The sequence below is a fragment of the Streptomyces sp. NPDC023541 genome, from assembly GCF_055559995.1.
This window is the reverse complement of the sequence record NZ_JBVHJO010000002.1, coordinates 580858-605051: the sequence shown is the minus strand read 5'-3', so window position 1 is coordinate 605051 and position 24194 is coordinate 580858. Positions and strand designations below refer to the sequence as shown.

Sequence of the window (24194 nt, the reverse complement as noted above, 5' to 3'; positions counted from 1 at the left end):
GCCCGGGCGGCCTGTCAAAGCGGAAAGGCCCCCCGCCTCGCTCCGTGGAGCGTGGCGGGGGGCCTCCCATCAGGCGTTTTTAGAGGTCGAAGTACAGCTCGAACTCGTGCGGGTGCGGGCGCTGCGCGATCGGGGCGATCTCGTGCGTGCGCTTGTAGTCGATCCAGGTCTCGATGAGGTCGGGGGTGAAGACACCGCCGGCCAGGAGGTACTCGTGGTCCTCCTCCAGGGCCTTGAGGACGTCCTCGAGGCTGGTCGGAACCTGCGGGACGCTCGCGTGCTCGTCCGGGGAGAGCTCGTAGAGGTCCTTGTCGATCGGCTCCATCGGCTCGATCTTGTTCTTGATGCCGTCGAGGCCCGCGAGGAGCAGGGCCGAGAAGGCCAGGTACGGGTTCGAGGACGGGTCCGGCGCGCGGAACTCGACGCGCTTGGCCTTCGGGTTCGAGCCCGTGATCGGGATGCGCATGGCGGCGGAGCGGTTGCGCTGCGAGTACACCATGTTGACCGGCGCCTCGAAGCCCGGCACCAGGCGGTGGTACGAGTTCACCGTCGGGTTGGTGAAGGCGAGCAGCGACGGGGCGTGCTTGAGGATGCCGCCGATGTAGTAGCGGGCGGTGTCCGACAGGCCCGCGTAGCCGGCCTCGTCGTAGAAGAGGGGCTCGCCGCCGGCCCACAGCGACTGGTGGACGTGCATGCCCGAGCCGTTGTCACCGAAGATCGGCTTCGGCATGAAGGTCGCGGTCTTGCCGTTCTTCCAGGCGACGTTCTTCACGATGTACTTGAAGAGCATCAGGTCGTCGGCCGCGGCCAGCAGCGTGTTGAACTTGTAGTTGATCTCGGCCTGGCCACCGGTGCCGACCTCGTGGTGCTGGCGCTCGACCTGGAGGCCCTGGGCGTCCAGCTCCAGGGAGATCTCGGCGCGCAGGTCCGCGAAGTGGTCGACCGGGGCGACCGGGAAGTAGCCGCCCTTGTAGCGGACCTTGTAGCCGCGGTTGTTCTCCTCGGAACCGGTGTTCCAGGCGCCGGCCTCGGAGTCGATGTGGTAGAAGCCCTCGTTCGCGGTGGTCGCGAAGCGCACGCTGTCGAAGATGTAGAACTCGGCCTCGGGACCGAAGAACGCGGTGTCGGCGATGCCGGTGGAGGCGAGGTACGCCTCGGCCTTCTTCGCGATGTTGCGCGGGTCGCGGCTGTAGGCCTCACCCGTGATCGGGTCGTGGATGAAGAAGTTGATGTTCAGCGTCTTGTCGCGACGGAAGGGGTCCAGGCGCGCGGTGGTGATGTCGGCGCGCAGGGCCATGTCGGACTCGTGGATCGCCTGGAAGCCGCGGATCGAGGATCCGTCGAAGGCGAGCTCCTCCGCCGGGTCGAATGCCCGCGCCGGGATCGTGAAGTGCTGCATCACACCAGGCAGGTCGCAGAAGCGGACGTCGACGAACTTGACGTCGTTCTCCTCGATGTACTGCTTGACTTCGTCGGCGTTCTGGAACATCCAACTCCTCCTACTCCCGGCCCCGGGGGAGGGACGGGCTTTATAGCTCGTGGTGCGTCAGTGCGGTGCCGCACGCTGACCCGACCATAAGCAGACGGGATTTCCCAAGCATGACCCATTTGTTTCGCACAAGTTAACCAGGGTCCGGCCGGAGCGCCGTGAGGCGCCACCGGTACCGTGGTCGGGTGGACAACAGACAGGCAATCGGATCCTGGCTCTCCGGCCCCAAGGCGGCCGCCGAGGAGATGGGTGTCGACTTCGGCTATCCGGGCCAGCGGCTCGGCCTGCCGCAGGAGGGGCCCGGCTCGGTGGCACGGTTCGGGCGCCGGATCGCCGCCGTGGCCCTCGACTGGATCGGCTGCCAGCTCATCGCGTACGGGCTGATCACCGGCGGGAACCTGGGCGCCGCGGGCAACTGGACCCTCGGGCTCTTCGTGGCCCTGACGATCCTGACGGTCGGCACCGTGGGCTTCACACCCGGCAAGCGGGCCCTGGGCCTGCGGGTGGTCGCGGAGGACGGCGGCAGGCTCGGCATCGTCCGGGTGGTCGTGCGCACGCTGCTGCTGGCACTGGTCGTCCCGGCGCTGATCTGGGACCGCGACGGCCGCGGCCTCCACGACCGCCTCGCGCGCGCCGTCCAGGTCCGCATCTGACACGGCGCGAGCGGACACAGGGGTGCCCCCCGAGCCGGACGGCTCGGGGGGCACCCCTGTGTCGTATACGAAAATCAGCTGATAGCGCGTCGGCGCGTCAGCGCATCTTTCCGCCGCGCGGCATCTTCATGCCCTTGGGCATGGGGCCCTTCGGCAGCGGCATGTTGCTCATGAGGTCGCCCATGGCCCGCAGCTTGTCGTTGACCTGGGTGATCTGGGGGCCCGACAGTACGCGCGGCAGCTTGAGCAGGGTGGTGCGCACCTTCTTGAGCGGCACCTCGCCCTCGCCCGTGCCCACGATGAAGTCGTGGACCGGCACGTCCGGCATGATCCGGGCCATCTTCTTCTTCTCGTTCGCGAGCAGCGGCTTCACGCGGTTCGGGTTGCCCTCGGCGATCAGCACGACGCCGGCCTTGCCCACGGCGCGGTGGACGATGTCCTGCTGCCGGGTCATCGCGATCGCCGGGGTGGTCGTCCAGCCCCGTCCCACGTTGTCCAGTACGGCCGCGGCCGCTCCCGGCTGTCCCTCCATCTGCCCGAAGGCAGCCCGCTCGGCCCGTCGCCCGAAGACGATCGCCATCGCGAGGAACGCCACCAGGAAGCCCAGGATGCCCAGGTATACCGGGTGGTCGATCAGGAAGCCGATCGCAAGAAAGACACCGAAGGTGACGATTCCCACGCCCGCGACGATCAGACCGACCTTCGGGTCGGCCTTGCGCGTCATCTTGTACGTCAGGGCGATCTGCTTCAGTCGCCCGGGGTTCGCAGCAGTCTCTGCGTTTGACTTCCTCGCCATACAGCGAAGTTTACGTGGCCTGCGGGGTCCGGGTCGCCGCGGCCTCAAGTACGTGTTCGGTTTCGACCCGGTCCTTGGCCCTCTTGCGGTCCTCCAGGACGGCCGTCCAGGCGTTGCGGCGGGCCCCGCTCATGAGGAGGGACTCGATGCCGCGGAAGGCGTCGGAGAGCGTCGGGATGGCGATTGCGCGTACTGGCGCGGCCTGCATGATGTCGATCCCTTTCGCGATGCTCACGTCTGGGCGAGGTGGGCGGTGTGTACGGTGCGTGGACCAAGCGTCACTGACTGGTGTTACCAGGGCATGACCGGTCGGTCAAATGTGATGGACACGTTGCAGACGCCGACGCGGCCCGCCGGGTTCTTTCCTCAGGAAAGAGCCTAGGGGCCGCGTCGGTGCGGGATTACCCGTTGGTAGCACTTTGTGCGCGACTTCACACGGACAGTCGCGCCGCCCGTCAGGCGGTCGCGCACTGCTCGTTCTCCCGGGTCGAGCTGCGCCTCGCCACCGCTGCGGCCGCGCGCCCGCCCTCGTACCTCGGGCGGCCCGCAACCTACGCTACGGCTCCGCTGCGCTTCTCGTTCCCTCGGTCGAGCTGCGCCTCGCCACCGCTGCGGCCGCGCGCCCGCCCTCGTACCTCGGGCGGCCCGCAACCTACGCTACGGCTCCGCTGCGCTTCTCCATCGCCTGCTGGTACAGACGGCCCGCACGGTACGACGAGCGGACGAGCGGACCGGACATCACGCCGGAGTAGCCGATCTCCTCGGCCTCCTTCGCCAGCTCCACGAACTCGGCCGGCTTCACCCAGCGCTCGACGGGGTGGTGCCGCGGCGAGGGCCGCAGGTACTGGGTGATGGTGATGAGCTCGCAGCCGGCCTCGTGCAGGTCCTTCAGGGCCTGCGAGACCTCCTCGCGCTCCTCGCCCATGCCGAGGATCAGGTTCGACTTGGTGACCAGGCCGTAGGCGCGGGCCTTGGTGATCACGTCGAGCGAGCGCTCGTAGCGGAAGCCGGGGCGGATCCGCTTGAAGATCCGCGGCACCGTCTCGACGTTGTGCGCGAAGACCTCGGGGCGGGAGGCGAAGACCTCCTCCAGCAGCTCCGGCACCGCGTTGAAGTCGGGGGCCAGCAGCTCGACCTTGGTGTGGCCGGCCTCGCGGCCCGCCGTCTGCTGGTGGATCTGGCGCACGGTCTCGGCGTACAGCCAGGCACCGCCGTCGGCGAGGTCGTCGCGCGCGACGCCGGTGATGGTGGCGTAGTTCAGGTCCATCGTGACGACGGACTCGCCGACGCGGCGCGGTTCGTCGCGGTCCAGCGCCTCGGGCTTGCCCGTGTCGATCTGGCAGAAGTCACAGCGCCGGGTGCACTGGTCACCGCCGATGAGGAAGGTGGCCTCGCGGTCCTCCCAGCATTCGTAGATGTTGGGACAGCCGGCCTCCTGGCACACCGTGTGCAGTCCTTCGCCCTTCACCAGGGCCTGCATCTTGGTGTACTCGGGGCCCATCTTCGCCCGGGTCTTGATCCACTCGGGCTTGCGCTCGATGGGGGTCTGGGCATTCCGGACCTCCAGGCGCAGCATCTTGCGTCCGTCGGGTGCGACTGCGGACACGACCGGCTCCCTGTGACTTCGATTGTTCGGGCGCCCACCAGGGTACGCCCGTAATTTCGTACGCTCTTACGTCGCCCAACCTGCGAGCGGCCGGACTCATTCCCGGGGGCTCCCGGGGCTTCCCGGACGGCTAGGCGGTCTCGATCTCGCGGGGCCGCAACTCGGCGTGCTCCAGTACGTCCTTCAGGTGGCGCTCGGCGACGGGGAGCACCTCGGCGATGGTGATCTCCCGGCCCAGTTCGTACGAGAGCGAGGTCACACCGGCGTCCCGGATCCCGCAGGGGATGATCCGGTCGAACCAGGTGCTGTCCGGGTTCACGTTGAGCGCGAAGCCGTGCATCGTGACGCCCTTGGCGACCCGGATGCCGATGGCGGCGAGCTTGCGGTCCTCGCGGCGCTGGCCGGCGTTGGAGGGGGCGTACTCGGGGCCGTTGAGGCGGGGGTCGAACTCCTCGTCGTGCATGCGGGGGTCCAGCTCCAGGGAGAGTCCGCCGATCTTCGGGCGGTCCTCTGTCGGGTCGCCGAGCACCCAGACGCCGGAGCGGCCCTCGACCCGGGTGGTCTCCAGGCCGAACTCGGCGGCGGTGCGGATCAGCGCCTCCTCCAGACGGCGGACGTGGGCCACGACGTCCACCGGGCGGGGCAGCTTCATGATCGGGTAGCCGACCAGCTGGCCCGGGCCGTGCCAGGTGATCTTGCCGCCGCGGTCGACGTCCACCACGGGGGTGCCGTCGAGCGGGCGCTCGCTGGGGTCGGTGCGCCGGCCCGCCGTGTAGACCGGGAGGTGCTCCAGCAGCAGGCAGGTGTCCTCGATCTCGTCCGCGAAGCGGGCCGCGTGCACCCTGCGCTGCTCTTCCCAGGCCTCGGTGTACTCGACGGATTCCGCTCCGAAGCCCAGACGGACAAACCCAAGCTCAGCCACCGCAGCGCCTCCTCATTGAACCTGCTGTGTGCACGCACTTCACTGAGCAAGGGTACGGCTGCCCCTACGGGCCCCTTCAGGGCCCCGCGTCCGGCCCCGGCCCCGGCCCCGGCTCCGGCATGCGCCACGGCAGCTGCTTCGGCCGGCGGCGGCCCTTCGGCGGGCGGTCGGGGTCCTCGTCCGCGCGCGGCAGCCGCCGGTGGCCCTCCGAGTGGTCGTTCACCCAGCCGCACACGCCGCACGCGTAGCGCCCGTCGAGCCCCGCGATGTAGGTGCCGCAGCGCCGGCACTCGGCCTCCGTGAGCTCGGGCGGAGGCAGCGGAGCGGTGGATTCGGGTCGCTCCTCGGGCAGGTGCGACCGGTGGTGCCGGCGGGTCATGGCCCGCAGCGTACGCGGGCGGAGGAGTCGAGTCCGTAAAGAGCCCTACCGATTCTGCACACGATCGGATGAATGTGGGGCAGAGAGGGCGGCCTGAGCGGAGTTCGCCGCTACATTCACGCCGTTCAAGGGCCGGGACTCCGGTCCGTCACGTCAGGAAACCGTGGAGCCGATGACGGAACGACCTGCCCAGCGTGTCCCCAACCGGCAGCTCGCGGCGCTGATCGCGGAAGCCGGGTTCTCCAACGCCGGGCTCGCCCGCCGCGTCGACCAGCTCGGTCTGGAACACGGTCTCGACCTGCGGTACGACAAGACGTCCGTGACCCGCTGGCTGCGCGGCCAGCAACCCCGCGGGACCACCCCGGCGCTGATCGCCGAGGTCTTCACCCGGCGCCTGGGCCGCCGGCTCTCCGCACAGGACCTGGGTCTCGACGCCTGCGCCCCGGTGTACGCGGGTCTGGAGTTCGCGGCCACCCCCGAGGAGGCCGTGGACATCGCGAGCGGCCTGTGGCGCAAGGACTCCGGCTCCCACGCCGAACTCCGGAAGATCGCCTTCACCCCGGCCGGCCTGGTCGTGCCCAGCCGGGACTGGCTGATCGGGCGGCCCGACGAGCGCGTGGCCCGGGGCGCGGAGCCGGCGGCCGCCCGCATCCCGCTCCAGGGCCGGGCCACGGTGCCGCGGCAGCGCCAGATCGACCGCGGCCCCGGGCAGCGCGTGACGGCCGGCGACATCGCCGCGCTGAGATCGGTGAGCGAGCTCTTCCGAACCCTGGACCAGGCCTACGGCGGCGGGCACGCCCGCCAGGCGCTCGTGCGGTACCTGGAGCACGAGGCCGAGCCCATGCTCCGGGGCACCTACGGCGAGACCACGGGGCGGCGGCTGTTCGCGGCCGCCGCGGACCTGACCCGGCTCGCGGGCTGGACCTCGTACGACATCGCAGCGCACGGGCTAGCCCAGCGGTACTTCGTGCAGGCCCTGCGGCTGGCGCAGGCGGCCGGGGACCGCCCCTACGGCTCGTACGTGCTGGTGACCATGAGCCGGCAGGCGGTCTACCTCGGGCACGGCCGGGAGGCGGTGCAGCTGGCCCGGGTGGCCCAGCAGGGCGTCGGCTCCGGCCCGCCGCCGGTGGTGCAGGCGATGCTGCACGCGGCGGAGGCCCGGGGGCACGCGGTCCTCGGCGAGGTCCGGGCGGCGACGGCCTGCCTGGTGCGGGCCGAGCGCGCGCTGGGCGCCGCCCGGCAGGGGGACGACGTACCGCACTGGGCGCGCCTGTACGACGAGGCAGAGCTGGCGGACGAGTTCGGGCACTGCCACCGGGACCTTCAGCAGTACCGGGCCTCGGCGCAGCACGCGGAGCGGTCCCTGCAGTTGAGGGCGCCGGGGTTCGCGCGGTCGCGGCTGTTCTGCCGGGTGGTGCTGGCCACGGCCCGGCTGGGGCTGGGCGAGCTGGACCAGGCGTGCGCGCTGGGCGCGGAGGCGGCGCAGCAGGCGATGGAGATGCGCTCGGTGCGGGCGGTGGAGTACGTACGGGACTTCGAGCGGCGGCTGGAGCCGTTCCGGGACGCGGCGGCGGTGCGGACGTACCGGGACCGGGTGGCGGCGCTGTCCTAGGGGTGTCTTGTCGATCAGGCCGGATCAGGGAGCGGCGCACGGTGGGCAACGCGGCGAGGCGCGGTGCCGAGGTAGCGCGCCCGGCCTGATCTGCGAGGCACCCCGGGGGGTGGCAGGGGCCCGGTCCCGAGGCGGTGGACCGGGCCCCTGTGGCTTCTGTGGTTCTCAGGCCGCCACCGGAAGTGCGGGCTCCGGGGCGACCGGGAGCGGGATGCCGAAGTCGCGCAGGATCGCGCCGGCGGCGCGGCGGGCCGAGTGCAGGGCCCCCTGGACGGTGTTGGTGTCGCGGTGGTCGCCGCACACGTAGAGCCCGGCCAGTACCCGGACCGGGCGGCGCCGGTCGTGCGGCGGAGGCATGGCGGGGACGGCCTCCGGGGTGTGGTGGACGGCCAGCAGCTCCCATTCGCGGGTGGGGGCGTCGTAGAGGCGGGCGAGGCGCGAGGCGACGGTGCGCACGGGCGGGGGCGGGCCGAGCACGGTCGTGGTGACCAGGCTGCGGCCGGCCGGGGCCCGGGTCGGGTCGACCGCGCTCATGACGGCGGTGTGGGAGACGGGCCAGTGGGGGTCCCCGTCCACGATCAGCGAGCCGTCCCGGGGCAGGGGGGTGGCGGTGGCGTGGTGCAGGACGGTGACCTCGTGGAACGCGGGCACGCGCAGGCCGGGCAGGAGTTCGGCCGCGGCGCGGGCGCCGGTGGCGAGCAGGACGGAGCGGCAGCGGAAGTCGCCGTGCTCCTCGGTGGTGACCAGGTTGGTGGCCACCGACCGGACCCTGATGCCGGTCCGTACGGTGCCGGGCGGCAGCCCGGAGGCGAGCAGGTCGGGCAGGGCCGCGGCGCCGCCCTCGGGCACGGCGAGGCGGCCGCGGGCGAAGGTGCGCAGGGCGAGGTCGGCGACCCGGCTGGAGGTGGTGAGTTCCGGGTCCCGGAGCAGGGCGGCGAGAAGTGGCCGCAGGACGCCGCTCAGCGTGCGCTGCGGCAGGCCGCGGGTGCGCAGGGCGGCGGAGGCGGTGCGTTCGGGCCGGGCGAGCAGCTTGTCCTCGGGCAGCGTGGCGAGCCTGCCGAGGGCGGCGCTGAGCCGGGCCTGGTCGAGGGATCCGCTGGCCAGCGCGCGGGCGGGGGTGAGGGACCCGGCCCGCAACTGCCTGCCGTCGGTGTGGACGAGCACCCCGGGCGTGAAGGGGCGCAGGACCAGGGCGCGCAGTGCGTGGGTGCGTTCGAGTTCGCCGTACGCGGTGTTGAGCAATGGGGCCGTCCGGTCGAGCCGGAACCCGTCGGCCGTTTCGGTGGCCATCCGCCCGCCGGGGTCGTCCGCGGCCTCCAGGACGGTGACCGTGACCCCGGCTGCGATCAGGTGGTGCGCGGCCGCGAGTCCTGAGACTCCGGCTCCTACGATGACGACGTCCGCATGGTGTGCGGCATTGGGTGCGCTGCTGAGCACGTGCCCCTCCCCGAGGTCGGCGCGGCTGTGTGGGGATCCTCCTTCCCTCAACCGGCTGCGCGGGAACCCGAGTTCGGCGGGGTATTACGGACAACTCCGGTCGCACGACGGTCGCATCCGGGTCACGAACGGTCGCACACGGTCGCACGCCGACTATCGGAGTGCGGCGCGGATGGCCTGCTCGATGCCGGGGTCGCGGAAGACGAACCCGGACCCCAGCAGCCGGGTGGGGCGGGCCCGCTGACCGCCCAGCACGTCCTCGGAGAGCTCCCCGAGCACGGCGCGCAGGGCCACGGCCGGTACGGGCAGCACCGCCGGCCGGCGCAGCACCCGGGCCATGGCGGCGGTGACCTGGCGGTTGGTCAGCGGTTCGGGGGCGGTGAGGTTGACGGGGCCGCTGAGGGCCGGGGTGTCGATGATGTGGCGCAGGGCCGCGACCTCGTCGTGGAGGGAGATGAACGGCCAGTACTGTCGGCCGTCGCCGAGGCGGCCGCCGACGCCGGCCCGGAAGAGGGGGAACATCCGCCCCCAGGCCCCGCCCTCCTTGGCGACGACCAGTCCGGTACGGGCGAACGCGGTGCGGATCCCGGCCTCCTGGGCCGGGGCGGCGGCGGCCTCCCACTCCAGGCAGACGGAGGGCAGGAAGCCGTGTCCGGCCGGGGCGTCCTCGTCCACGACGCGGTCGCCGGTGTCCCCGTAGTAGCCGACGGCGGAGCCGCTGACCAGGACGCCGGGCGGTTCGTCGAGGCCGGCGAGCGCGTCCGCCAGCGCGGCCGTGCCCAGCACCCGGCTGTCGCGGATCTTCCGCTTGTACGCGGCGGTCCACCGGTGGTCGCCGATCCCGGCGCCGGCCAGGTGCACGACGGCGCCGCAGCCGGCCAGGGCGGCCCGGTCGACGTGGCCGCGCTCCGGATCCCACCGCGCCTCGTCCGCGCCGGCCGGCTCCCGCCGCACGAACCGCACCACCTCGTGGCCGTCGGCCCGCAGGGACCGCACGAGAGCACTGCCGATGAGCCCGGTCGACCCGGTGACTGCGATGCGCATGCCCCCATCCTGCCGGGTCGCTGCGCCGGCTTCGGCGGATTCGGGGCCGCGTCGTCGTCCTTCGCCGGACCGCGTGCCCTGGCGGGCGTCACACATCCGGGGCGGAGGCCCGGTCAGGTCGTGGCCGTACCGAGCCAGGTGCCGACCGCGTAGGTGACGGCCATGGCCAGCGCGCCGCCCGCCACGTTGCGGGCGACGGCCCGCGGCACCGGCGCCCCGCCCAGCCGTGCGCTGAGCACCCCGCACAGCGTGAGCGCCGCCAGCACCGCCACCACCGTCACCGGCACCCGCTCCGACGGCCCCGGCAGGAGGATCGCCAGCAGCGGCAGCAGCGCCCCCACCGTGAAGGCGACGAGGCTCGCGAAGGCCGCGTGCCACGGGTTGGCCAGCTCGTCCGGGTTGATCCCCAGCTCCACCCGGGCGTGGGCCCGCAGCGCGTCCCGCTGCGTGAGCTGCTCGGCGGCCTCCCGGGCGACGTCCCGGCTCAGGCCCCGCTCCGCCAGCAGGCCGGTGAGCTCATCGAGCTCCGCCTCCGGCTCCTCGGCCAGCTCCCGGCGTTCCATGTCGAGGGCGGCCCGTTCCGAATCCCGCTGGGAGCTCACCGAGACGTACTCCCCCGCCGCCATGGACAGCGAGCCCGCCAGCAGTCCGGCGACGCCCGCCGCCAGGATCGTGGCGCGCGAGGTGGTGGACCCGGCCACACCGACCACCAGGCCCGCGGTGGAGATGATCCCGTCGTTGGCGCCGAGCACCCCCGCGCGCAGCCAGTTCAGCCGCGTGCTCATCTGCGCGCTCGCGGCGCCGTCACCGGCGCCGTGCGCCTCGACGTGGGCCCGGCCGGGCGCCCTGCCCGGGCCTTCGTTTCCCGTCACGCCACCACTGTCGCGGCCCGGAGCCCCAGGAGCCACCCGGCGGACCGTTCCGGGGTGCGCGGGCCCGGCCCCCGTACCAGGGTGGAGGGGTGAGACGCGGACGCGATGAGCCGGGCCGGCTGCGCGGCGAGCCACCGCCGCGCTGGGCCCGTATCGCGCCCGCGGCGGCTCTGGTGGCGCTCGTCCTGGCGCAGGCGCTCACCACAGACGTGGAGCTGGGGTTCTTCCTGGCGGGTCTGCCCCCGGTGGCCGCGTTCGCCTACGGGGCGGCCGGGACCGCGGCCTTCGCCGCCATCGTCCTGCTGCTGCTGGGGGTGCACGACATCGGCGTCGCCCATGCCCGGGGCGCGGACCTGGCGACGGTGGCCGTCGTCGGGGTGCTCAGCGTGGTCATCGCCTGGGTCCGCCAGCGCCGGGACGAACAGCTGGTCAGCGTGCGGACGGTGGCGGAGGCGGCCCAGCTGGCGGTACTGCCGCCGGTGCCGGACCGGGTGGGTGCGGTGCGCTGCTCGGGCCTCTACCGGGCGGCGCAGCGCGGCACGCTGGTGGGGGGCGACCTGTACGACGTACGGGTGGGGCCGTTCGGGGTGCGGGCGCTGGTCGCGGACGTGCAGGGGCACGGCTTGGCGGCGGTGGCCACGGTGGCGGCGCTGCTCGGGGCCTTCCGCGAGGCCGTGCTCGACGACGCGGAGCTCGCGGCGGTGGCGCTACGGCTGGACCGGCGGCTGCTGGCGGACGCGGCCGACGCCCATGTGGACCATCCGGAGCTGTTCGCGACGGCGGTGCTGATGGAGTTCCCGCCGGGGCTGGACCTCGTACGGTTCGTGTCGTGCGGGCATCCGCCGGCGCTGCGGCTGCGCGGGGCGGTGGTGGAGGAGGTGACGGTGGAGCCGGGCCCTCCGCTGGGCCTGGGGCTCGCCGGACCGGATCCGCCGAAGGTGGTGGAGCTGCCGGTGCTCCCCGGGGACCAGTTCCTGCTGCACACCGACGGCGCGACCGAGGCCCGGGACGCGACGGGGCACTTCTACCCCCTGGCGACCCGGGTGCCCGTCCTGGCCCGGGACCCGGTGGGCCTGGTCGGCGCGGTGTGGCGGGACCTGTCGGCCTTCACGAACGGCGGGCCGGGCGACGACGTGGCGCTGCTGCTGCTCTCCCCCGACGGCCGCCCGTGAGGACCCCGGCCCTGCCCCCGCCCGTGGTCAGGGGCGGGGGCACGGGCAGGACCGGGGCATGCGGTGACGAGCCGTCACGACTCCTTGATGAAAGCGCGCACCATCTTGCAGGTGACGTTGGACGGCCGGTGGATCCCCGTCCGGACGGCCATCGTCCGGATCTTCCGGTTGGTGGCGCGCTTGGCGTCATACGTCCCCGAGTCGAGCAGGGATATCGCCAGCCGCATCGCCTTCAGACGGCGGTTGTGGCTCTCGTACCACTCGCGGGGCAGGCCCGCCGGCAGCGGCTTCTTCTGGACGGGCCGGACGATGCTGGCAGTGGCCATCTACAGCCTCCCAAACGGTAGTTGGCTTCCTGTCGTTCTCCCTCGATTTTACCGGGGACCACTGACAGAAGACCCTGGCCAGACGGGCCCCGGGTAGGGTCGGGGCCATGGAGATCTGGATCAATCCCGCCTGTTCCAAGTGCCGCAGCGCGCTCACCCTGCTCGACGCGGAGGGCGCCGAGTACACCGTGCGCCGCTACCTGGAGGACGTGCCGTCCGAGGACGAGATCCGCGAGGTGCTGGGCCGTCTCGGGCTGGAGCCGTGGGACATCACCCGCACGTCGGACCCGCTGGCCGAGGAGACCGGCGTACGGGACCTGCCGCGCGAGGCGACGGACGGGGCACGGGCCCGGTGGATCGCCCACCTGGCCGCGCACCCGAAGCTCATCCAGCGCCCGATCATCACCGCCGAGGACGGCACGGCCGTGGTCGCCCGCTCCGAAGAGGCCGTCCGCGACGCCCTGTCCCGCACTCCCTAGACGCGGCGGGCGATGACTTCCATGCAGGCGCGGTAGCGCTCGCTGACCGCGTAGTGGAGGGGCTCGAAGCCGTGCTCCTCCATCAGCGCGTAGAGGCGCCGGCGGCTGAAGTTGTGGAAGTGCTCCAGCTCCCCCCAGTAGGGGTTGGCCTCGCCGGCGTCGAGCAGGCGCCAGACCGGGCAGTCGTAGTGGGGCATCGACGCGAAGATCACGCCGCCGTCGCGCAGCAGACGGTGCGCGGCGGCCAGGCCCTCGCCGGGGTACGGCATGTGCTCCAGCACGTCGGCCAGGCTGATGACGGAGTACCGGCCGGGGGCGTCGAGCGCCGTGAGGTCGGCGCAGTGCGCTTCGATGCCGAGCCGGCGCAGCCCCTCCGCCGTCGACGGCCGCAGATCGAGGCCCTGCGGCTCGAAGCCCCACTCCTCGGCGGTGAACAGCAGCGATCCGTTGCCGAAGCCGACGTCGAGCCAGCGGCCGTCCGGGACGTAGCGCGCGACGCGTTCGACGATGCGCGCCGAGGTGTAGCGGTTCTGCTCGAAGCCGGCGCCGGGCTGCTGGTTCGGGTTGGTCGCGGAGAAGATCTCGGCCGAGACCTCGTCCGAGAAGTAGCCGTCGGTGAAGACGTGCCCGCACGCGGCGCAGCGCATCCAGGTCATGACCGGTGCGACGACGGGCTTGTAGAGCGGGTGGCGCGAGCAGTCCCCGGTCCTCAGGACGGAGATCTCGGCGTGGCAGCAGAGCGGACAGGCGTCGTACAGCAGGCGCGGCTGGGGGGACGCGAGCGGGGTGGTGGCGGAAGGGGCCGTGAGGGCCGGGCCGGAGGACATGTCAGGAAAATAGCGACTCTCCGGATCGAAACGCCGCTGACGCGCGGGCCTCTAGTCGGCGAGCAGACGGGCGATCTCGGCGGCGGCCGTCAGGGGCAGCGCGTGGTGCGAGACCCCGGGCAGTACCTCGACACGCGCGCCCGGCAGCGCCCCGCGCGCGGCGCGGGCCGCCCGGAGGGGGTCGTGGCAGCGCGCCCGCCCGGCGAAGAGGACGTCCACCCGGATCCCCGACCGCCCGCCGGGCGGCTCCGCGAGCGGGCCGAGGTCCGGGCGCGGACCGGTGACCGGCCGGGCGGTGGGGAAGCGGGCGGTCTCGTCCTGGAGCCGGAGCCAGGCCGGGTCGAGGGCCGCACCGCGGGTCTCCCAGGCGAGGAAGGAGCGGATCCGCCGCGGAGTGGGCCGCAGCAGCACGGGCAGGGCGCGCAGGACGTAGCCGGGGCGCAGTCCCGCGAAGACCTGGGTCGGGTCGAGCAGGACGAGGCGGCCGAGCCGGGCGGGCCGCCGCGCGGCGTGGTGCGCGGCGATCCAGGCCCCGTACGAGTGCCCGCCGAGGGTCACCGGTCCGCGCGGGCCGAGCCCGTCGAGCACTGCGTCGAGCCAGTCGGCCAGGTCCTCGGCGGTCCGCAGGGCCTGCCCCGGCTCCGGGACGGCGAGCCCCGGTTCACCCACCAGGTCCACGGCGTGCACCCGGTGGGTGGCGGCCGCCCCGGCGGCGGCGCAGGCGCCCCACACCGCGGAGGTGGCCCCGCCGCCCGGCAGCAGGACCAGCGGCGGGGCGCCGACCGGGCCGCAGCTGTTGACGCGGGTGACCCCGTAGGGAGTCGGCAGGTCGACGGCCTCGACGGGGCCGGGCCATCCGCCGAGCACCTCGTCGTAGGCGGCGCGGAAAGAAGGGGAGTAGGAGGGGGAGGACACGGGCTGCTCCAATGTCTCGCCAGGCGATAATCTCGCTCAACGAGATATTAAAGGGGAGGCGACGTGCCCGACAACCACGAGCCGGCCGAGCCCGGCCCGCTCGATCGCGAACCGGACAACTTGCAACTGGTGCACCTGCTGCGGGCGGTGACCGTCGACTTCGGCCTGCGCCAGGCGGAGTTCGCGGCCCGCAACGGCATGCACCCCACCGACGTACGGGCGCTGATCTGCCTGCTGGACGCGGACCGCGCGGCCGAGCCGGCCACGGCGGGCCTGCTCGGCGCCCGGCTCGGCCTCAACTCGGCCGGCACCACCGCCGTGATCGACCGGCTGGAGCGGCTCGGCCACGTGGCCCGGATCCGTGACGACCAGGACCGGCGCCGGATCCTGCTGCGGGTGGAGCCGGGGGCGATCCGCCTGGGCCGGGAGTTCTTCGGGCCGCTGATCGACGGAGTGCTGAAGGTGCTGGACTCCTTCGCCCCCGCCGAACGGCACACCGTCCGCCGTTTCCTGACGGCCACCCATGCCGTCTTCGCGTCGGAGCCCCGCCCGTGACCGCATCCGAATCCGTATCCGGCTCCCCGGGATTCGGTTCCGCCCCCGGATCCGATTCCGCCTCCGCCTCCGCCTCCGGGTCCGACCTGCACCTGGATCTGCCCGCCGAGGGTGCCCGGCGCACCGCCCTCGCCCGGGCCCTGCGCAGCGCCGTGCGCAGCGGACGGCTGGCCGGCGGGACGCGGCTGCCTCCGTACCGGGCCCTGGCCGCCGACCTCGGGCTGGCCCGCAACGCCGTCGCCGACGCCTACGCCGAACTGGTCGCCGAGGGCTGGTTCACGGCCCGGCAGGGCTCCGGCACCCGGGTCGCGGAGGGGGTGGCGAGCCCGCCCGCGCCGGCCACCGGGGCCGGCCCGCCACCCGAACCGCCCCGGCACGACCTGCTCCAGGGCAAGCCCGACCCGGCCTCCTTCCCGCGGGCCCCTGGGCCACCAGCGCCCGGCGGGCCCTGGCCGAGGCGCCCACCGAGGCCTTCGGGCCCGGCGATCCACGGGGCCGCCCCGAGCTGCGGCGGGCCCTGGCCGGCTACCTGTCCCGGACGCGGGGCGTGCGTACCGGCCCCGAGAACATCGTGATCTGCTCCGGCTTCGCCAACGGGCTGCGGCTCCTCGCGTCCCTGCGCCCCCGGGACTGGGCCGTGGAGGCGTACGGACTCCCCTTCCACCACGGCATCCTCGACGCCGCGGGGGTCCGGCCGCACCCCGTCGCGGTCGACGAGGACGGCGCCCGGACCCAGGAACTCCCCTCCCGGGCCCGTACGTTGCTGCTCACACCTGCGCACCAGTTCCCGACCGGGAGCCGCCTGCTGCCCGCCCGGCGCGCCGCCGCCGTGGAGTGGGCCCGTACCACCGGCGGCGTGATCGTGGAGGACGACTACGACGGAGAATTCCGCTACGACCGCAAACCGGTCGGCGCGGTGCAGGGCCTGGCCCCGGAGCACGTGGTGTACGCGGGCTCGCTCAGCAAGAGCCTCTCCCCCGCGCTCCGCCTGGGCTGGCTGGTCCTGCCGGACCACCTGCTCGGGCAGGTGCTGGCGGCGAAGGGGCTGCGGGAGTCCTGGGCGAGCGCGCTGGACCAGCTGGCCCTCGCCGACTTCATCGACTGCGGGGCGTACGACCGGCACGTGCGGCGGATGCGCCTGCGCTACCGCGGCCGCCGCGACCAGCTGGTCTCCGTACTGGCCGCCCGCGCCCCGGAGGTCCGGGTCACCGGCATCTCGGCCGGACTGCACGCCGTGGTGGAACTCCCGCCGGGCCGTGAGGCCCGGGCCCTCGCGGCGGCCGACGCCTTGGGGCTGGCCCTGGACGGCCTCTCCTCCTACCGGCACCCCGCCGACCCGGCCCCGCCCCGTGAGGGCCTCGTCGTCGGCTACGCGGCGCCCCCGGACGCGGCCTTCGGCCGCGCCCTGGACGCCCTGGCGGAGGTGGCCCGCCGAGCGGTGGCGGGCCGGTAGAGCCGGAGGGGGCACGCCGGAAGCGGGCGGCCCGGCCGGTCGCCTTCCTCTCGCCCCACCCCGCACCCGTTCCCCCCGTCACGGCGGGGGGTCGACCGGATGCTCGGCGGGGTGTGCGGGACGGTCCTGGCCAGTGGTCTGCCGGCCGCGCTCGATCAGAAGGGCGGGGACCTCACCCCGTACCACGACGCCGGCCGGGTGCTCGTGACAGCGGCGGCGGCCGTGCTCGCGCACGGCCCCTGCTGTCCGCCCGGGGCTCGGTCGTGGCGCTTCCGCGTGGGATGCCCGCCCGGTTCGGCCCTGTTGATCGGCCTGGCCGATGCCGCCATCGGCCTCGCCGTCATCATCGCCAACGCCCTCGTCAAACAGGGGGCCGGGCCTCACACGGAGAGCCGGGCCTCACACGGGCAGCTGCGCCTCCGCCTCCGCCAGAATCTCCGTCAGCCGGGCGCCGAACTCCGCTCCGCGCGGATCGGGCACGCCCGTCCGGGCGGCGGTGAGCAGCGCGTCGAGGGCCCGCCCGTAGGCACCCGGTACGTCGCTCCAGCCGGGCAGTTCGTGCACGCCCTCGGTGCCGCGCAGCTCCAGCCCCACCCCGGCGGCCGCGCTCGGCGCGCCCAGGCTGAGTACGGCGGTGCTGGCCGCGCCGGAGGCGTGCCGCAGCGCCAGCTGGACGACGTCGGAGGGGCCGCGGGTGGCGCTGACCCCGGTGACGTCCCCGAGGATCGGGATCAGGACCGACAGGGCGTGCGGCCCGACGTCCCACAGCCCGCCCTTGGCCTTGCGCCAGGGCGAGTCGGCGTAGGCGCTGGGCGTGCCGTCGGGCGGGAAGACGGCGCCGAGCCAGTGCGCGGCCGCCGTGAACCAGCCGGTGCGGCCGGCCTGCTCGGCGACCCAGCCCGCGGTGGGCTCGGCGAAGCGCAGGGTGAGGAAGACCACGGAGGCGACCCCGTGGCGGGCGACCGCGTCGGCGACGGCCCGGGCGTCCTGCGGCGTCGTCGCGACGGGCTTGTCGAGCAGCAGATGACATCCGGCGGCGGCCGCGCGCACGGCGAGCGGGGCCTGGATGTCGGGCGGCAGGGCGAAGGCGGCGACGTCGCAGTCGGCGAACAGCGCGTCGGGGTCTTCGTACACCTTCACGCCGTGTTCGTTCGCCAGCTCCGCCGCGGCTTCGGGCCGGCGGCCCCACACGCCGGCGAACTCGGAGCCGGCGTGCGCCGCGAGGGCGGGGGCATGGGTGCGGTGCGCCCAGGGGCCGGTGCCCAGCAGTCCGACCCGGGGGCGGGGGCCTGCGGGGGCCCGACCGGCTGCGGTCGCGGCGATGGTCTCGGCGGCGGACCCGGAGGGACCTCCGGCACGGTCTCCGGCGGGGCTCACATCAGACGAAATGCTCACGCGGCCAGTGTGCCCCACTCGGACGGGTGCTCGACCGTCAACCCGCACACGTCGGCCGACCAGCGGCGTAAACCTCGGTAACACGGGGTTCACACACGGGCAACGGAAGAGAAATCGCGGGCGGGCACGCTGCGGTCAACACCGCAGCGATGAAGCAGCACCCGCAGAGTCTGAGGATGGGGCCCCGTGAGCTACAAGGCTGAATACATCTGGATCGACGGCACCGAGCCGACGGCGAAGCTTCGCTCCAAGACGAAGATCCTGGCCGACGGCGCCGAGCTGCCGATCTGGGGCTTCGACGGATCGAGCACCAACCAGGCCGAGGGCCACGCCTCCGACCGGGTCCTGCAGCCGGTGTTCTCCTGCCCGGACCCCATCCGCGGCGGCGACAACGTCCTGGTGCTGTGCGAGGTCCTGAACATCGACATGACCCCGCACGAGTCGAACACCCGCGCGCTGCTGCGTCCGGTCGCCGAGAAGTTCGCCGGCCAGGAGCCGATCTTCGGCATCGAGCAGGAGTACACCTTCTTCGACGGCGCCCGTCCGCTGGGCTTCCCGGTGGGCGGCTTCCCGGCCGCGCAGGGCGGCTACTACTGCGGTGTCGGCTCGGACGAGATCTTCGGCCGCGAGATCGTCGAGAAGCACCTGGACCACTGCCTCGCGGCGGGCCTGAGCATCTCCGGCATCAACGCCGAGGTCATGCCCGGCCAGTGGGAGTTCCAGGTCGGCCCCGTGGGCCCGCTGGAGGTTTCCGACCAGCTGTGGATCGCGCGCTGGCTGCTCTACCGCACGGCCGAGGACTTCGGCGTCTCCGCGACGCTGAACCCGAAGCCGGTCAAGGGCGACTGGAACGGCGCGGGCGCGCACACCAACTTCTCCACGAAGTCGATGCGCGAGGACTACCGCGCGATCATCTCCGCGTGCGAGGCACTGGGCGAGGGCAGCAAGCCGCTCGACCACGTGAAGAACTACGGCGCCGGCATCGACGAGCGCCTGACGGGTCTGCACGAGACGGCCCCGTGGAACGAGTTCAGCTACGGCGTCTCGGACCGCGGCGCCTCGGTCCGCATCCCGTGGCAGGTGGAGAAGGACGGCAAGGGCTACATCGAGGACCGCCGCCCGAACGCCAACGTGGACCCGTACGTGGTGACCCGCCTGATCACGGACACCTGCTGCACCGGCCTGGAGAAGGACGGCCTGGCCTGACGGCCGCGCCCGGCGCCGACACCGACACGACGCCGACAGCGACGCCCGCCGAGCCTCCCGAGGCCCGGCGGGCGTTGTCAGTGCCGGGTGGCACGGTGGACCCATGTTGGCGATCAGGCTCCACACGGAGCGCGGCGAGTCGTACGAACGGCCCGCGCTCGGCCTTCTGTCCGAACTCGTGGCGCGCATCGGCGCGGACGGGGACCACTTCGTCATCGTCGAGCGGCTGACGGCGGATCCGGACGAGTACATACAGGTGTGGCACGACGAGGGCGGGGACTACCAGCTGGAGCACCGCGCCGGCTCCGCCGACCGGCACTTCCGGGCGTACCTGCCCACGGCGGCCGAGGCGGCGACGGTCATGGCCCGCTGGGCCCGCGGGGAGGAGGACTGGGACACCGGCCCGCGCTGGGAGCGCCTCGACTTCCCACCGGAGCCCGCCGGCGCCGACGCAGCGCCGCTCGATCCGCAGGTGGAAAGGGAGTTGGCGCAGGCCGTCCGAGAATGGCTGCGCTGCGGCTACGACAGTCGGGACGCACTCACCGAGTCCGCCGAGGACCACCTCGTCGACGGTGACGTCCGGCCCGTCTCCCGCGACCAGGCCGCACAGCTCGTGGAGCGGCTGTGGCGGGAGCGGGTGGCCGAGCAGGCCGAGTGGGAGGGCACGACCGATCCGGAGCGCATCACCCGCGCCTTCGCCGCCCTGGAGGCCTCCGGCATCACGGCGCGGGAGAACTTCACGTGCTGTCGCCGCTGCGGTCTCGGCGAGATCCGGGCGGTCGGCTCGCAGGACGCGCGCGGGTTCGTCTTCTTCCACTCTCAGGCCACCGAGGGGGCGGCCGCCGGACAGGACCTGTTCCTGCTGTACGGAGGGTTCGAGTCCGACGAGGCCCTCACGGCCTCGGTCGGCCGGGAGGTCGTCGCGGCGCTCACCGCCGAGGGGCTCGCGTGGGCGTGGGGCGGCTCTGCCCACGATGCGATACGGGTGACGGGACTGGACTGGCGGAAGCGGTTGGCCAGTTGATAGATTGCCCCGGTTTGCCGGGCATGGGGATCGAATGGCGAGACATTGGTCCGCGATACGAGACGCGGCCTGCCCCGGAGCCGGCACTTCTGCTTGAATGGGGCCATGGCCAGCCACCCGCACACCTCGTCAGGTCGCAGCGACCTCGAGCCGTTCTGGCCGTCCCGTCAGGACCACGACTTCGATCGTGAGTGTTGCCGCGCGAAGAACGCGCCGGCCCTCTAAAGCCTCCGGGACCTCTCCTCCGGGTTTCCCCGAGGCCTTCGGTCTGCGCGGTACGACATCGATGACGCACGCACGTCTCCTGCCGACCACTCCGCGTGAAAGAGCTGACCACTCATGGCGAACACCCGCTCCCTGACCTCCGCTGCGACCGCCGCTTCCCTTGCCCATCCGCCCAGTCCCCGCCACCGGCTGCGCGCCGTCGACCGGGACGAGGTGGCCCGGGTCGTGGACTTCCTACCGCCCGGCGCCACTTGGCTGCCCGCGCCCCAGCACACCCTTCCGGCGCTGCCGGGCCAGCCGCCGATGGTCGGCTACCTGGTCCTCGTACCGGCCGACCAGCAGCCTCCGATCGCCTTCGCGCCGCAGGCCGTGGCCGCCCCGGTGCAGTCCGTCCCCGGCCCGGCGGGCGCTCCCGACGAGGACGACGCCCTGATCCGGATCGACGCGGCGCAGCGGACGGCCGAGGTCGACGGGCGCGTACTCGACCTGACGTACCTGGAGTTCGAGCTGCTGGCCCACCTCGTGCAGCACCCGCACCGGGTGCACAGCCGGGACCAGCTGGTCACCACGGTCTGGGGCTACGGCCACGTCGGCGACGGCCGGACCGTGGACGTCCACATCGCCCGGCTGCGGCGCAAGCTGGGCGGCTCCCACCGCGGTGCGATCCAGACCGTGCGCCGGGTGGGCTACAAGTACGCGCCCTGACCCCCGCCCCCTGACCGACCCGACGACGACGGTGGGCCCGTACTCCCCTGGGGAGTACGGGCCCACCGCGTTCACCGGTCCCGCGCTACGCGGCCGCGGCCGCCGCCGCCCGACGGCGCGCCACGAAACCGAGCAGCAGGTCCACCACCAGGAAGGCGGCCAGGCTGACGCCGAGCAGCGGGATGAACCAGCCCACCAGCGCGGTCCCCGCGGCCAGCGGCAGCAGCACGGTCACGGGCAGCTTGCGCCAGGCGCCGCGCGGCTGGGGGCGGCCCACCGACAGCGTGCGGTCCTTCGTCGGCCGGCGCAGCCACCACATGCGGTAGCCCCAGAAGATCAGGAACATCACGGCGACGGCCAGCGCGCCGAGCACGATCTGGTTGGCGGGGCCGAAGGTCTGGCCCATGTGCAGGTCGATGCCGAAGCGGGTCATCTTGGCGAGGACGGGATAGTCGGCGAAGCGCAGTTCGTCCATGATCCGGGCGTCGGCGGGGTCGACGGCGACCGTGTCGAGGTGCACCGGCACCTGCTTGTCCTGCTCCTTGATCACGTACCCCTTGCCCTCTGCGGGCAGGGTCACGCGGATCGCCTCGGTGACGCCGGCGTCACGGGCGGCGGCCACGGCGCGGTCTATGCCGACGTCGGCGGTGGACGCGGGCGGGGGCATCTGCGTGCCCTCGGGCATGTGGTGGCCGGCGTGCTCGTCGGCGCCGCCGGCCCCCGCTCCCGGGTTCAGCTTGGCGGAGACGGCGGGAGTGGCCCCGCCGAGGCCGTCCTGGAGCTGCCCGATGTTCTCACCGGCGTACTTCGACCAGGTCAGGCCGGTGGCGGAGAGCACGACGAGTCCGGCGACGGACCAGAGGCCGACGACCCCGTGCCAGGACAGGGTCCGGCGCCGCCCGGTGGCCCCCCGGTCCGGGAGGACGAGCTGCGCCGTGCGCTTGCGACGGCGGCCGATCCACAGGGCGAGGCCGCCGAGCGCGACCACCCACATCCAGCTGGCGGCCATCTCGCTGTAGTTGCGGCCGAACTCCCCCAGCTGGAGGTTGGAGTGGAACGTGCTCAGCCACGCCCGCAGCGGCAGCGCGTCGCCGACGGTGGTGAGCTGCCCGCGCACCTCGGCGGTGTACGGGTCGACGAACACGGTGAGGGTCTCGCCCTCCGCGAGGCCCGGATTGTCCATGATCACCCGGGTGGTGGCCTCGGCGTCGGGGCCGGGCCACACGGACACGACCTCGCCCTGCGGTGCGGCGCCCTTGGCCGCCTCCATCTGGGCGCTGAGCGGCAGGGTGCCGTCGCCGACGCGGGCGACGGTCAGCTCGTCGGCGTAGACGATCTTCTCGGCCTGCCAGGAGGCGGCGTACAGGAGCCCGGTGGCGGCGGCGAGGAACAGCAGCGGGGCGATGAGCAGGCCCGCGTAGAAGTGCATGCGCAGGAGCAGCGGGCGTACGGCCGCCCAGCTGCCGCTGGGGCTCTTGGATGTGGCGGGCGGATCGGAGTCCGGGGTGCGGACGTCCTGAACCTCGTCAAGGGACATGTTGGTCCTAGGGGTTGGCGAAGGCATGGGGACTGCGGCCCCGGACCTCGCCTCCCCTCTCACGGACGCGCCGTGGAGGTGCGCCGGATCAGGCGCGGGCAGGACGGCCGGGGGCCGTGGAGCGGTGGGCACTGCCGCTCCGGGGCGGCCCGCGGCGCACCACGGCGTGGGCGTGGACCGCTCCGCGCAGTCGGCGCGCCCGCCGGTGCGGGTGCGGGGCGGGGGAGGCGGGCGGGGCCGGTACGGCCGCCACCCGGGCCCGCAGCAGGTCGATCGCGCGGGCGAGCGGCCGGGCGGCATGCAGGGCGACGGCGCCCAGGACGCGGGCCAGCCGGAAGACGGCGGCTTCGCCCCGCGCGAGCCAGGCGGCGCAGAGCAGCCCGGCGAGCACGTGCGCGGCGATCATCCCGGCGCCGCCGTGACCGGCCGTCCCGGCCATGTCGGCCATGGCGGTCATGTCGGCCGTGCCCGCCACATCGGCGACGCCGGGGGCCCCGGCGGCGGTCAGGCCCGCGTCGGCCGCTGACATGTCGTGGTGGTGCTGGACGGCGCCGGGCCCGGTGGCGGTCCCCGCCGCATGACTGCCGGAGAAGACGAGGTGCAGCACGCCCTGGACGGCGAGTACCGCCGCGGCGATCCCGACGGGTCCCCGCCGTCGTCCGGCGGCGAGCCGGGCGAGGCCGAAGGTCACCGCGAAAGCACCCAGAAGGCCGAAGAAGGGGATGTCCTTGCCGGACATGTACGAATGCCCCACCGCGCCCAGGACGACGCACACCGCCGCGAACATCGCGGCTCGGGTGGCGCGCAGCGGCGCGAAGGATTCGAACATGGCCGGGACATGTTCGCACGCCGCCCCTTGGCTTCCACCAGGGGCTTATCCGATCATGAGCATGTGAATCCAATTCCATGGGGCGCGGTGTACGCCGGCGCGGTCCAGCTCGGGGCGTACGCCCTGGAGCGCACCGGACCGGCCGATCGGGAGCGGCTGCTCCGGGACTGCTCGACGAACGTCGACAATCTCGCCGCCGGGCGCTGGGAGACCCTGCTGAGCAGTGCCCTCGTCGTCGAAGAACCGATGCCCCTGCCGTACGCACTGCTGCTGGTCGCGGTGCTCGGCTACGCCGAATACGCCTACGGGGCCTGGTGGACGGCCGCCGTGTTCCTCTTCGGGCACGCCTCCGCGACCCTCCTCGTGTACGGGGCGCTGCGCGGTACCACCGATTCCGCGACCCGGCGCGCCCTGGACGTGGGGACGAGCTACGGATTCAACGCCGTCCTCGGCGCGCTGACCTCCGCCCTGCCCCGCGGGGCCGTCCGCACGACCGCCCGGGCCGGATTGCTGGCGCTCGCGGCGGCGCCGGCCCTCAGACGGGGCCGGACCTTCACGGACGCGGGGCACCTCGCGGCGCTCGGGATCGGCATAGGGGTCTCGCTGGCCCTCGACTGTCTCCCTGGTGCGAAACATCAGAAAATGACCTGAATCGTCCCACCGTCGCACCGAGCCGCGCGTACGACCGCAGCACCGCGACACCGCATGACACGAGTAACTCGAACACCGCTGGAGC

Annotated in this window: 24 protein-coding genes and 1 pseudogene; 10 read left to right on the top strand and 15 right to left on the bottom strand. The window is 73.4% G+C overall.

The genetic code is table 11. The features are described from left to right. Window positions 1-79: 79 nt before the first annotated feature. Entirely contained in the window at window positions 80-1489 is a 1410-nt protein-coding gene (glnA, locus tag ACZ3X1_RS06805) for a type I glutamate--ammonia ligase (RefSeq protein WP_030654817.1), read from the bottom strand. Between the two features lie 185 nt (window positions 1490-1674). Between glnA and ACZ3X1_RS06800 the strand changes: the two genes are divergently transcribed. Next, window positions 1675-2142 carry an RDD family protein gene (locus ACZ3X1_RS06800; protein ID WP_030961647.1) on the top strand — a complete coding sequence of 156 codons (468 nt, stop codon included), beginning with the start codon at window positions 1675-1677 and terminating at the stop codon, window positions 2140-2142. 97 nt (window positions 2143-2239) lie between these two features. Here ACZ3X1_RS06800 and ACZ3X1_RS06795 read toward each other — a convergent pair whose 3' ends face one another. The 5 genes from ACZ3X1_RS06795 to ACZ3X1_RS06775 all read right to left on the bottom strand — a co-directional run bounded on the left by ACZ3X1_RS06795 (window position 2240) and on the right by ACZ3X1_RS06775 (window position 5845). Further along, complete coding sequence (locus ACZ3X1_RS06795) at window positions 2240-2938, bottom strand: DUF4191 domain-containing protein (RefSeq protein WP_390074890.1); 699 nt, start codon at window positions 2936-2938, stop codon at window positions 2240-2242. 10 nt (window positions 2939-2948) lie between these two features. Continuing rightward, complete coding sequence (locus ACZ3X1_RS06790) at window positions 2949-3146, bottom strand: SCO2195 family GlnR-regulated protein (protein ID WP_030010916.1); 198 nt, start codon at window positions 3144-3146, stop codon at window positions 2949-2951. A gap of 444 nt (window positions 3147-3590) precedes the next feature. Continuing rightward, a complete protein-coding gene (gene lipA / locus ACZ3X1_RS06785; RefSeq protein WP_356812181.1) occupies window positions 3591-4544 on the bottom strand; it encodes a lipoyl synthase in 954 nt (317 codons plus the stop codon). Between the two features lie 130 nt (window positions 4545-4674). Continuing rightward, window positions 4675-5466, bottom strand: coding sequence for a lipoyl(octanoyl) transferase LipB (lipB, locus tag ACZ3X1_RS06780; RefSeq protein WP_356812180.1), 792 nt, complete (start codon window positions 5464-5466; stop codon window positions 4675-4677). Between the two features lie 76 nt (window positions 5467-5542). Continuing rightward, the gene (locus ACZ3X1_RS06775; RefSeq protein ID WP_356812179.1) at window positions 5543-5845 is read right to left on the bottom strand and encodes a hypothetical protein; all 303 of its coding nucleotides are present in this window, start codon (window positions 5843-5845) and stop codon (window positions 5543-5545) included. A 172-nt stretch (window positions 5846-6017) separates the two neighbouring features. Between ACZ3X1_RS06775 and ACZ3X1_RS06770 the strand changes: the two genes are divergently transcribed. Then, complete coding sequence (locus tag ACZ3X1_RS06770) at window positions 6018-7457, top strand: regulator (protein WP_467277309.1); 1440 nt, start codon at window positions 6018-6020, stop codon at window positions 7455-7457. Window positions 7458-7622: 165 nt separating this feature from the next. Here the strand turns inward: ACZ3X1_RS06770 and ACZ3X1_RS06765 are convergent, their stop codons facing one another. The 3 genes from ACZ3X1_RS06765 to ACZ3X1_RS06755 form a co-directional block, all read right to left on the bottom strand. Next, window positions 7623-8894 carry an NAD(P)/FAD-dependent oxidoreductase gene (locus ACZ3X1_RS06765; protein WP_467277307.1) on the bottom strand — a complete coding sequence of 424 codons (1272 nt, stop codon included), beginning with the start codon at window positions 8892-8894 and terminating at the stop codon, window positions 7623-7625. 153 nt (window positions 8895-9047) lie between these two features. Further along, window positions 9048-9938, bottom strand: coding sequence for a TIGR01777 family oxidoreductase (locus ACZ3X1_RS06760; RefSeq protein ID WP_356812176.1), 891 nt, complete (start codon window positions 9936-9938; stop codon window positions 9048-9050). 113 nt (window positions 9939-10051) lie between these two features. Continuing rightward, on the bottom strand, window positions 10052-10723 hold the full coding sequence (locus ACZ3X1_RS06755; protein ID WP_467277603.1) for a VIT1/CCC1 transporter family protein: 672 nt from the start codon (window positions 10721-10723) through the stop codon (window positions 10052-10054). A gap of 176 nt (window positions 10724-10899) precedes the next feature. Between ACZ3X1_RS06755 and ACZ3X1_RS06750 the strand changes: the two genes are divergently transcribed. After that, window positions 10900-11982: a PP2C family protein-serine/threonine phosphatase gene (locus ACZ3X1_RS06750; protein ID WP_356812175.1), complete on the top strand. Its 1083-nt coding sequence runs from the start codon at window positions 10900-10902 to the stop codon at window positions 11980-11982. A 74-nt stretch (window positions 11983-12056) separates the two neighbouring features. On the opposite strand, the gene ACZ3X1_RS06745 is transcribed toward ACZ3X1_RS06750, so the two are convergent. After that, window positions 12057-12308 (bottom strand): hypothetical protein, encoded by a 252-nt coding sequence (locus ACZ3X1_RS06745; RefSeq protein ID WP_356812174.1) that lies wholly within the window; start codon window positions 12306-12308, stop codon window positions 12057-12059. 107 nt (window positions 12309-12415) lie between these two features. On the opposite strand from ACZ3X1_RS06745, the gene ACZ3X1_RS06740 reads away from it, so the two are divergent. Further along, the gene (locus ACZ3X1_RS06740) at window positions 12416-12787 is read left to right on the top strand and encodes an ArsC/Spx/MgsR family protein (RefSeq protein WP_362631280.1); all 372 of its coding nucleotides are present in this window, start codon (window positions 12416-12418) and stop codon (window positions 12785-12787) included. Here the strand turns inward: ACZ3X1_RS06740 and ACZ3X1_RS06735 are convergent. Next, window positions 12784-13614 carry a class I SAM-dependent methyltransferase gene (locus ACZ3X1_RS06735; protein ID WP_356812172.1) on the bottom strand — a complete coding sequence of 277 codons (831 nt, stop codon included), beginning with the start codon at window positions 13612-13614 and terminating at the stop codon, window positions 12784-12786. The genes ACZ3X1_RS06740 and ACZ3X1_RS06735 overlap by 4 nt on opposite strands. Window positions 13615-13665: 51 nt before the next feature. Then, the gene (locus ACZ3X1_RS06730) at window positions 13666-14529 is read right to left on the bottom strand and encodes an alpha/beta fold hydrolase (protein ID WP_356812171.1); all 864 of its coding nucleotides are present in this window, start codon (window positions 14527-14529) and stop codon (window positions 13666-13668) included. A gap of 63 nt (window positions 14530-14592) precedes the next feature. Here ACZ3X1_RS06730 and ACZ3X1_RS06725 point away from each other — a divergent pair, with 63 nt between their 5' ends. Together ACZ3X1_RS06725 and pdxR are read left to right on the top strand one after the other, a co-directional pair. After that, window positions 14593-15084, top strand: a complete 492-nt coding sequence (locus ACZ3X1_RS06725) for a MarR family transcriptional regulator (RefSeq protein ID WP_362631286.1) — start codon at window positions 14593-14595, stop codon at window positions 15082-15084. An 86-nt stretch (window positions 15085-15170) separates the two neighbouring features. Further along, window positions 15171-16537: pseudogene (pdxR, locus tag ACZ3X1_RS06720) on the top strand (MocR-like pyridoxine biosynthesis transcription factor PdxR). A gap of 399 nt (window positions 16538-16936) precedes the next feature. On the opposite strand, the gene ACZ3X1_RS06715 reads toward pdxR, so the two are convergent. Then, a complete protein-coding gene (locus ACZ3X1_RS06715) occupies window positions 16937-17860 on the bottom strand; it encodes a Gfo/Idh/MocA family protein (RefSeq protein ID WP_356812192.1) in 924 nt (307 codons plus the stop codon). 258 nt (window positions 17861-18118) lie between these two features. On the opposite strand from ACZ3X1_RS06715, the gene glnII reads away from it, so the two are divergent. From glnII to ACZ3X1_RS06700, 3 genes are all read left to right on the top strand, one after another. Beyond that, window positions 18119-19138, top strand: coding sequence for a glutamine synthetase (gene glnII / locus ACZ3X1_RS06710; RefSeq protein ID WP_356812169.1), 1020 nt, complete (start codon window positions 18119-18121; stop codon window positions 19136-19138). 103 nt (window positions 19139-19241) lie between these two features. After that, window positions 19242-20162 (top strand): DUF6891 domain-containing protein, encoded by a 921-nt coding sequence (locus ACZ3X1_RS06705; RefSeq protein WP_467277292.1) that lies wholly within the window; start codon window positions 19242-19244, stop codon window positions 20160-20162. Window positions 20163-20501: 339 nt separating this feature from the next. Continuing rightward, window positions 20502-21092 carry a winged helix-turn-helix domain-containing protein gene (locus tag ACZ3X1_RS06700; protein WP_356812167.1) on the top strand — a complete coding sequence of 197 codons (591 nt, stop codon included), beginning with the start codon at window positions 20502-20504 and terminating at the stop codon, window positions 21090-21092. Between the two features lie 85 nt (window positions 21093-21177). Here the strand turns inward: ACZ3X1_RS06700 and ACZ3X1_RS06695 are convergent, their stop codons facing one another. Together ACZ3X1_RS06695 and ACZ3X1_RS06690 are read right to left on the bottom strand one after the other, a co-directional pair. Beyond that, window positions 21178-22629 carry a PepSY-associated TM helix domain-containing protein gene (locus ACZ3X1_RS06695; RefSeq protein ID WP_467277289.1) on the bottom strand — a complete coding sequence of 484 codons (1452 nt, stop codon included), beginning with the start codon at window positions 22627-22629 and terminating at the stop codon, window positions 21178-21180. Window positions 22630-22717: 88 nt separating this feature from the next. After that, window positions 22718-23458 carry a hypothetical protein gene (locus tag ACZ3X1_RS06690; RefSeq protein ID WP_467277287.1) on the bottom strand — a complete coding sequence of 247 codons (741 nt, stop codon included), beginning with the start codon at window positions 23456-23458 and terminating at the stop codon, window positions 22718-22720. Between the two features lie 63 nt (window positions 23459-23521). Between ACZ3X1_RS06690 and ACZ3X1_RS06685 the strand changes: the two genes are divergently transcribed. Beyond that, on the top strand, window positions 23522-24109 hold the full coding sequence (locus tag ACZ3X1_RS06685; RefSeq protein WP_467277285.1) for a rhomboid-like protein: 588 nt from the start codon (window positions 23522-23524) through the stop codon (window positions 24107-24109). The last annotated feature ends 85 nt before the right edge of the window (window positions 24110-24194 follow it).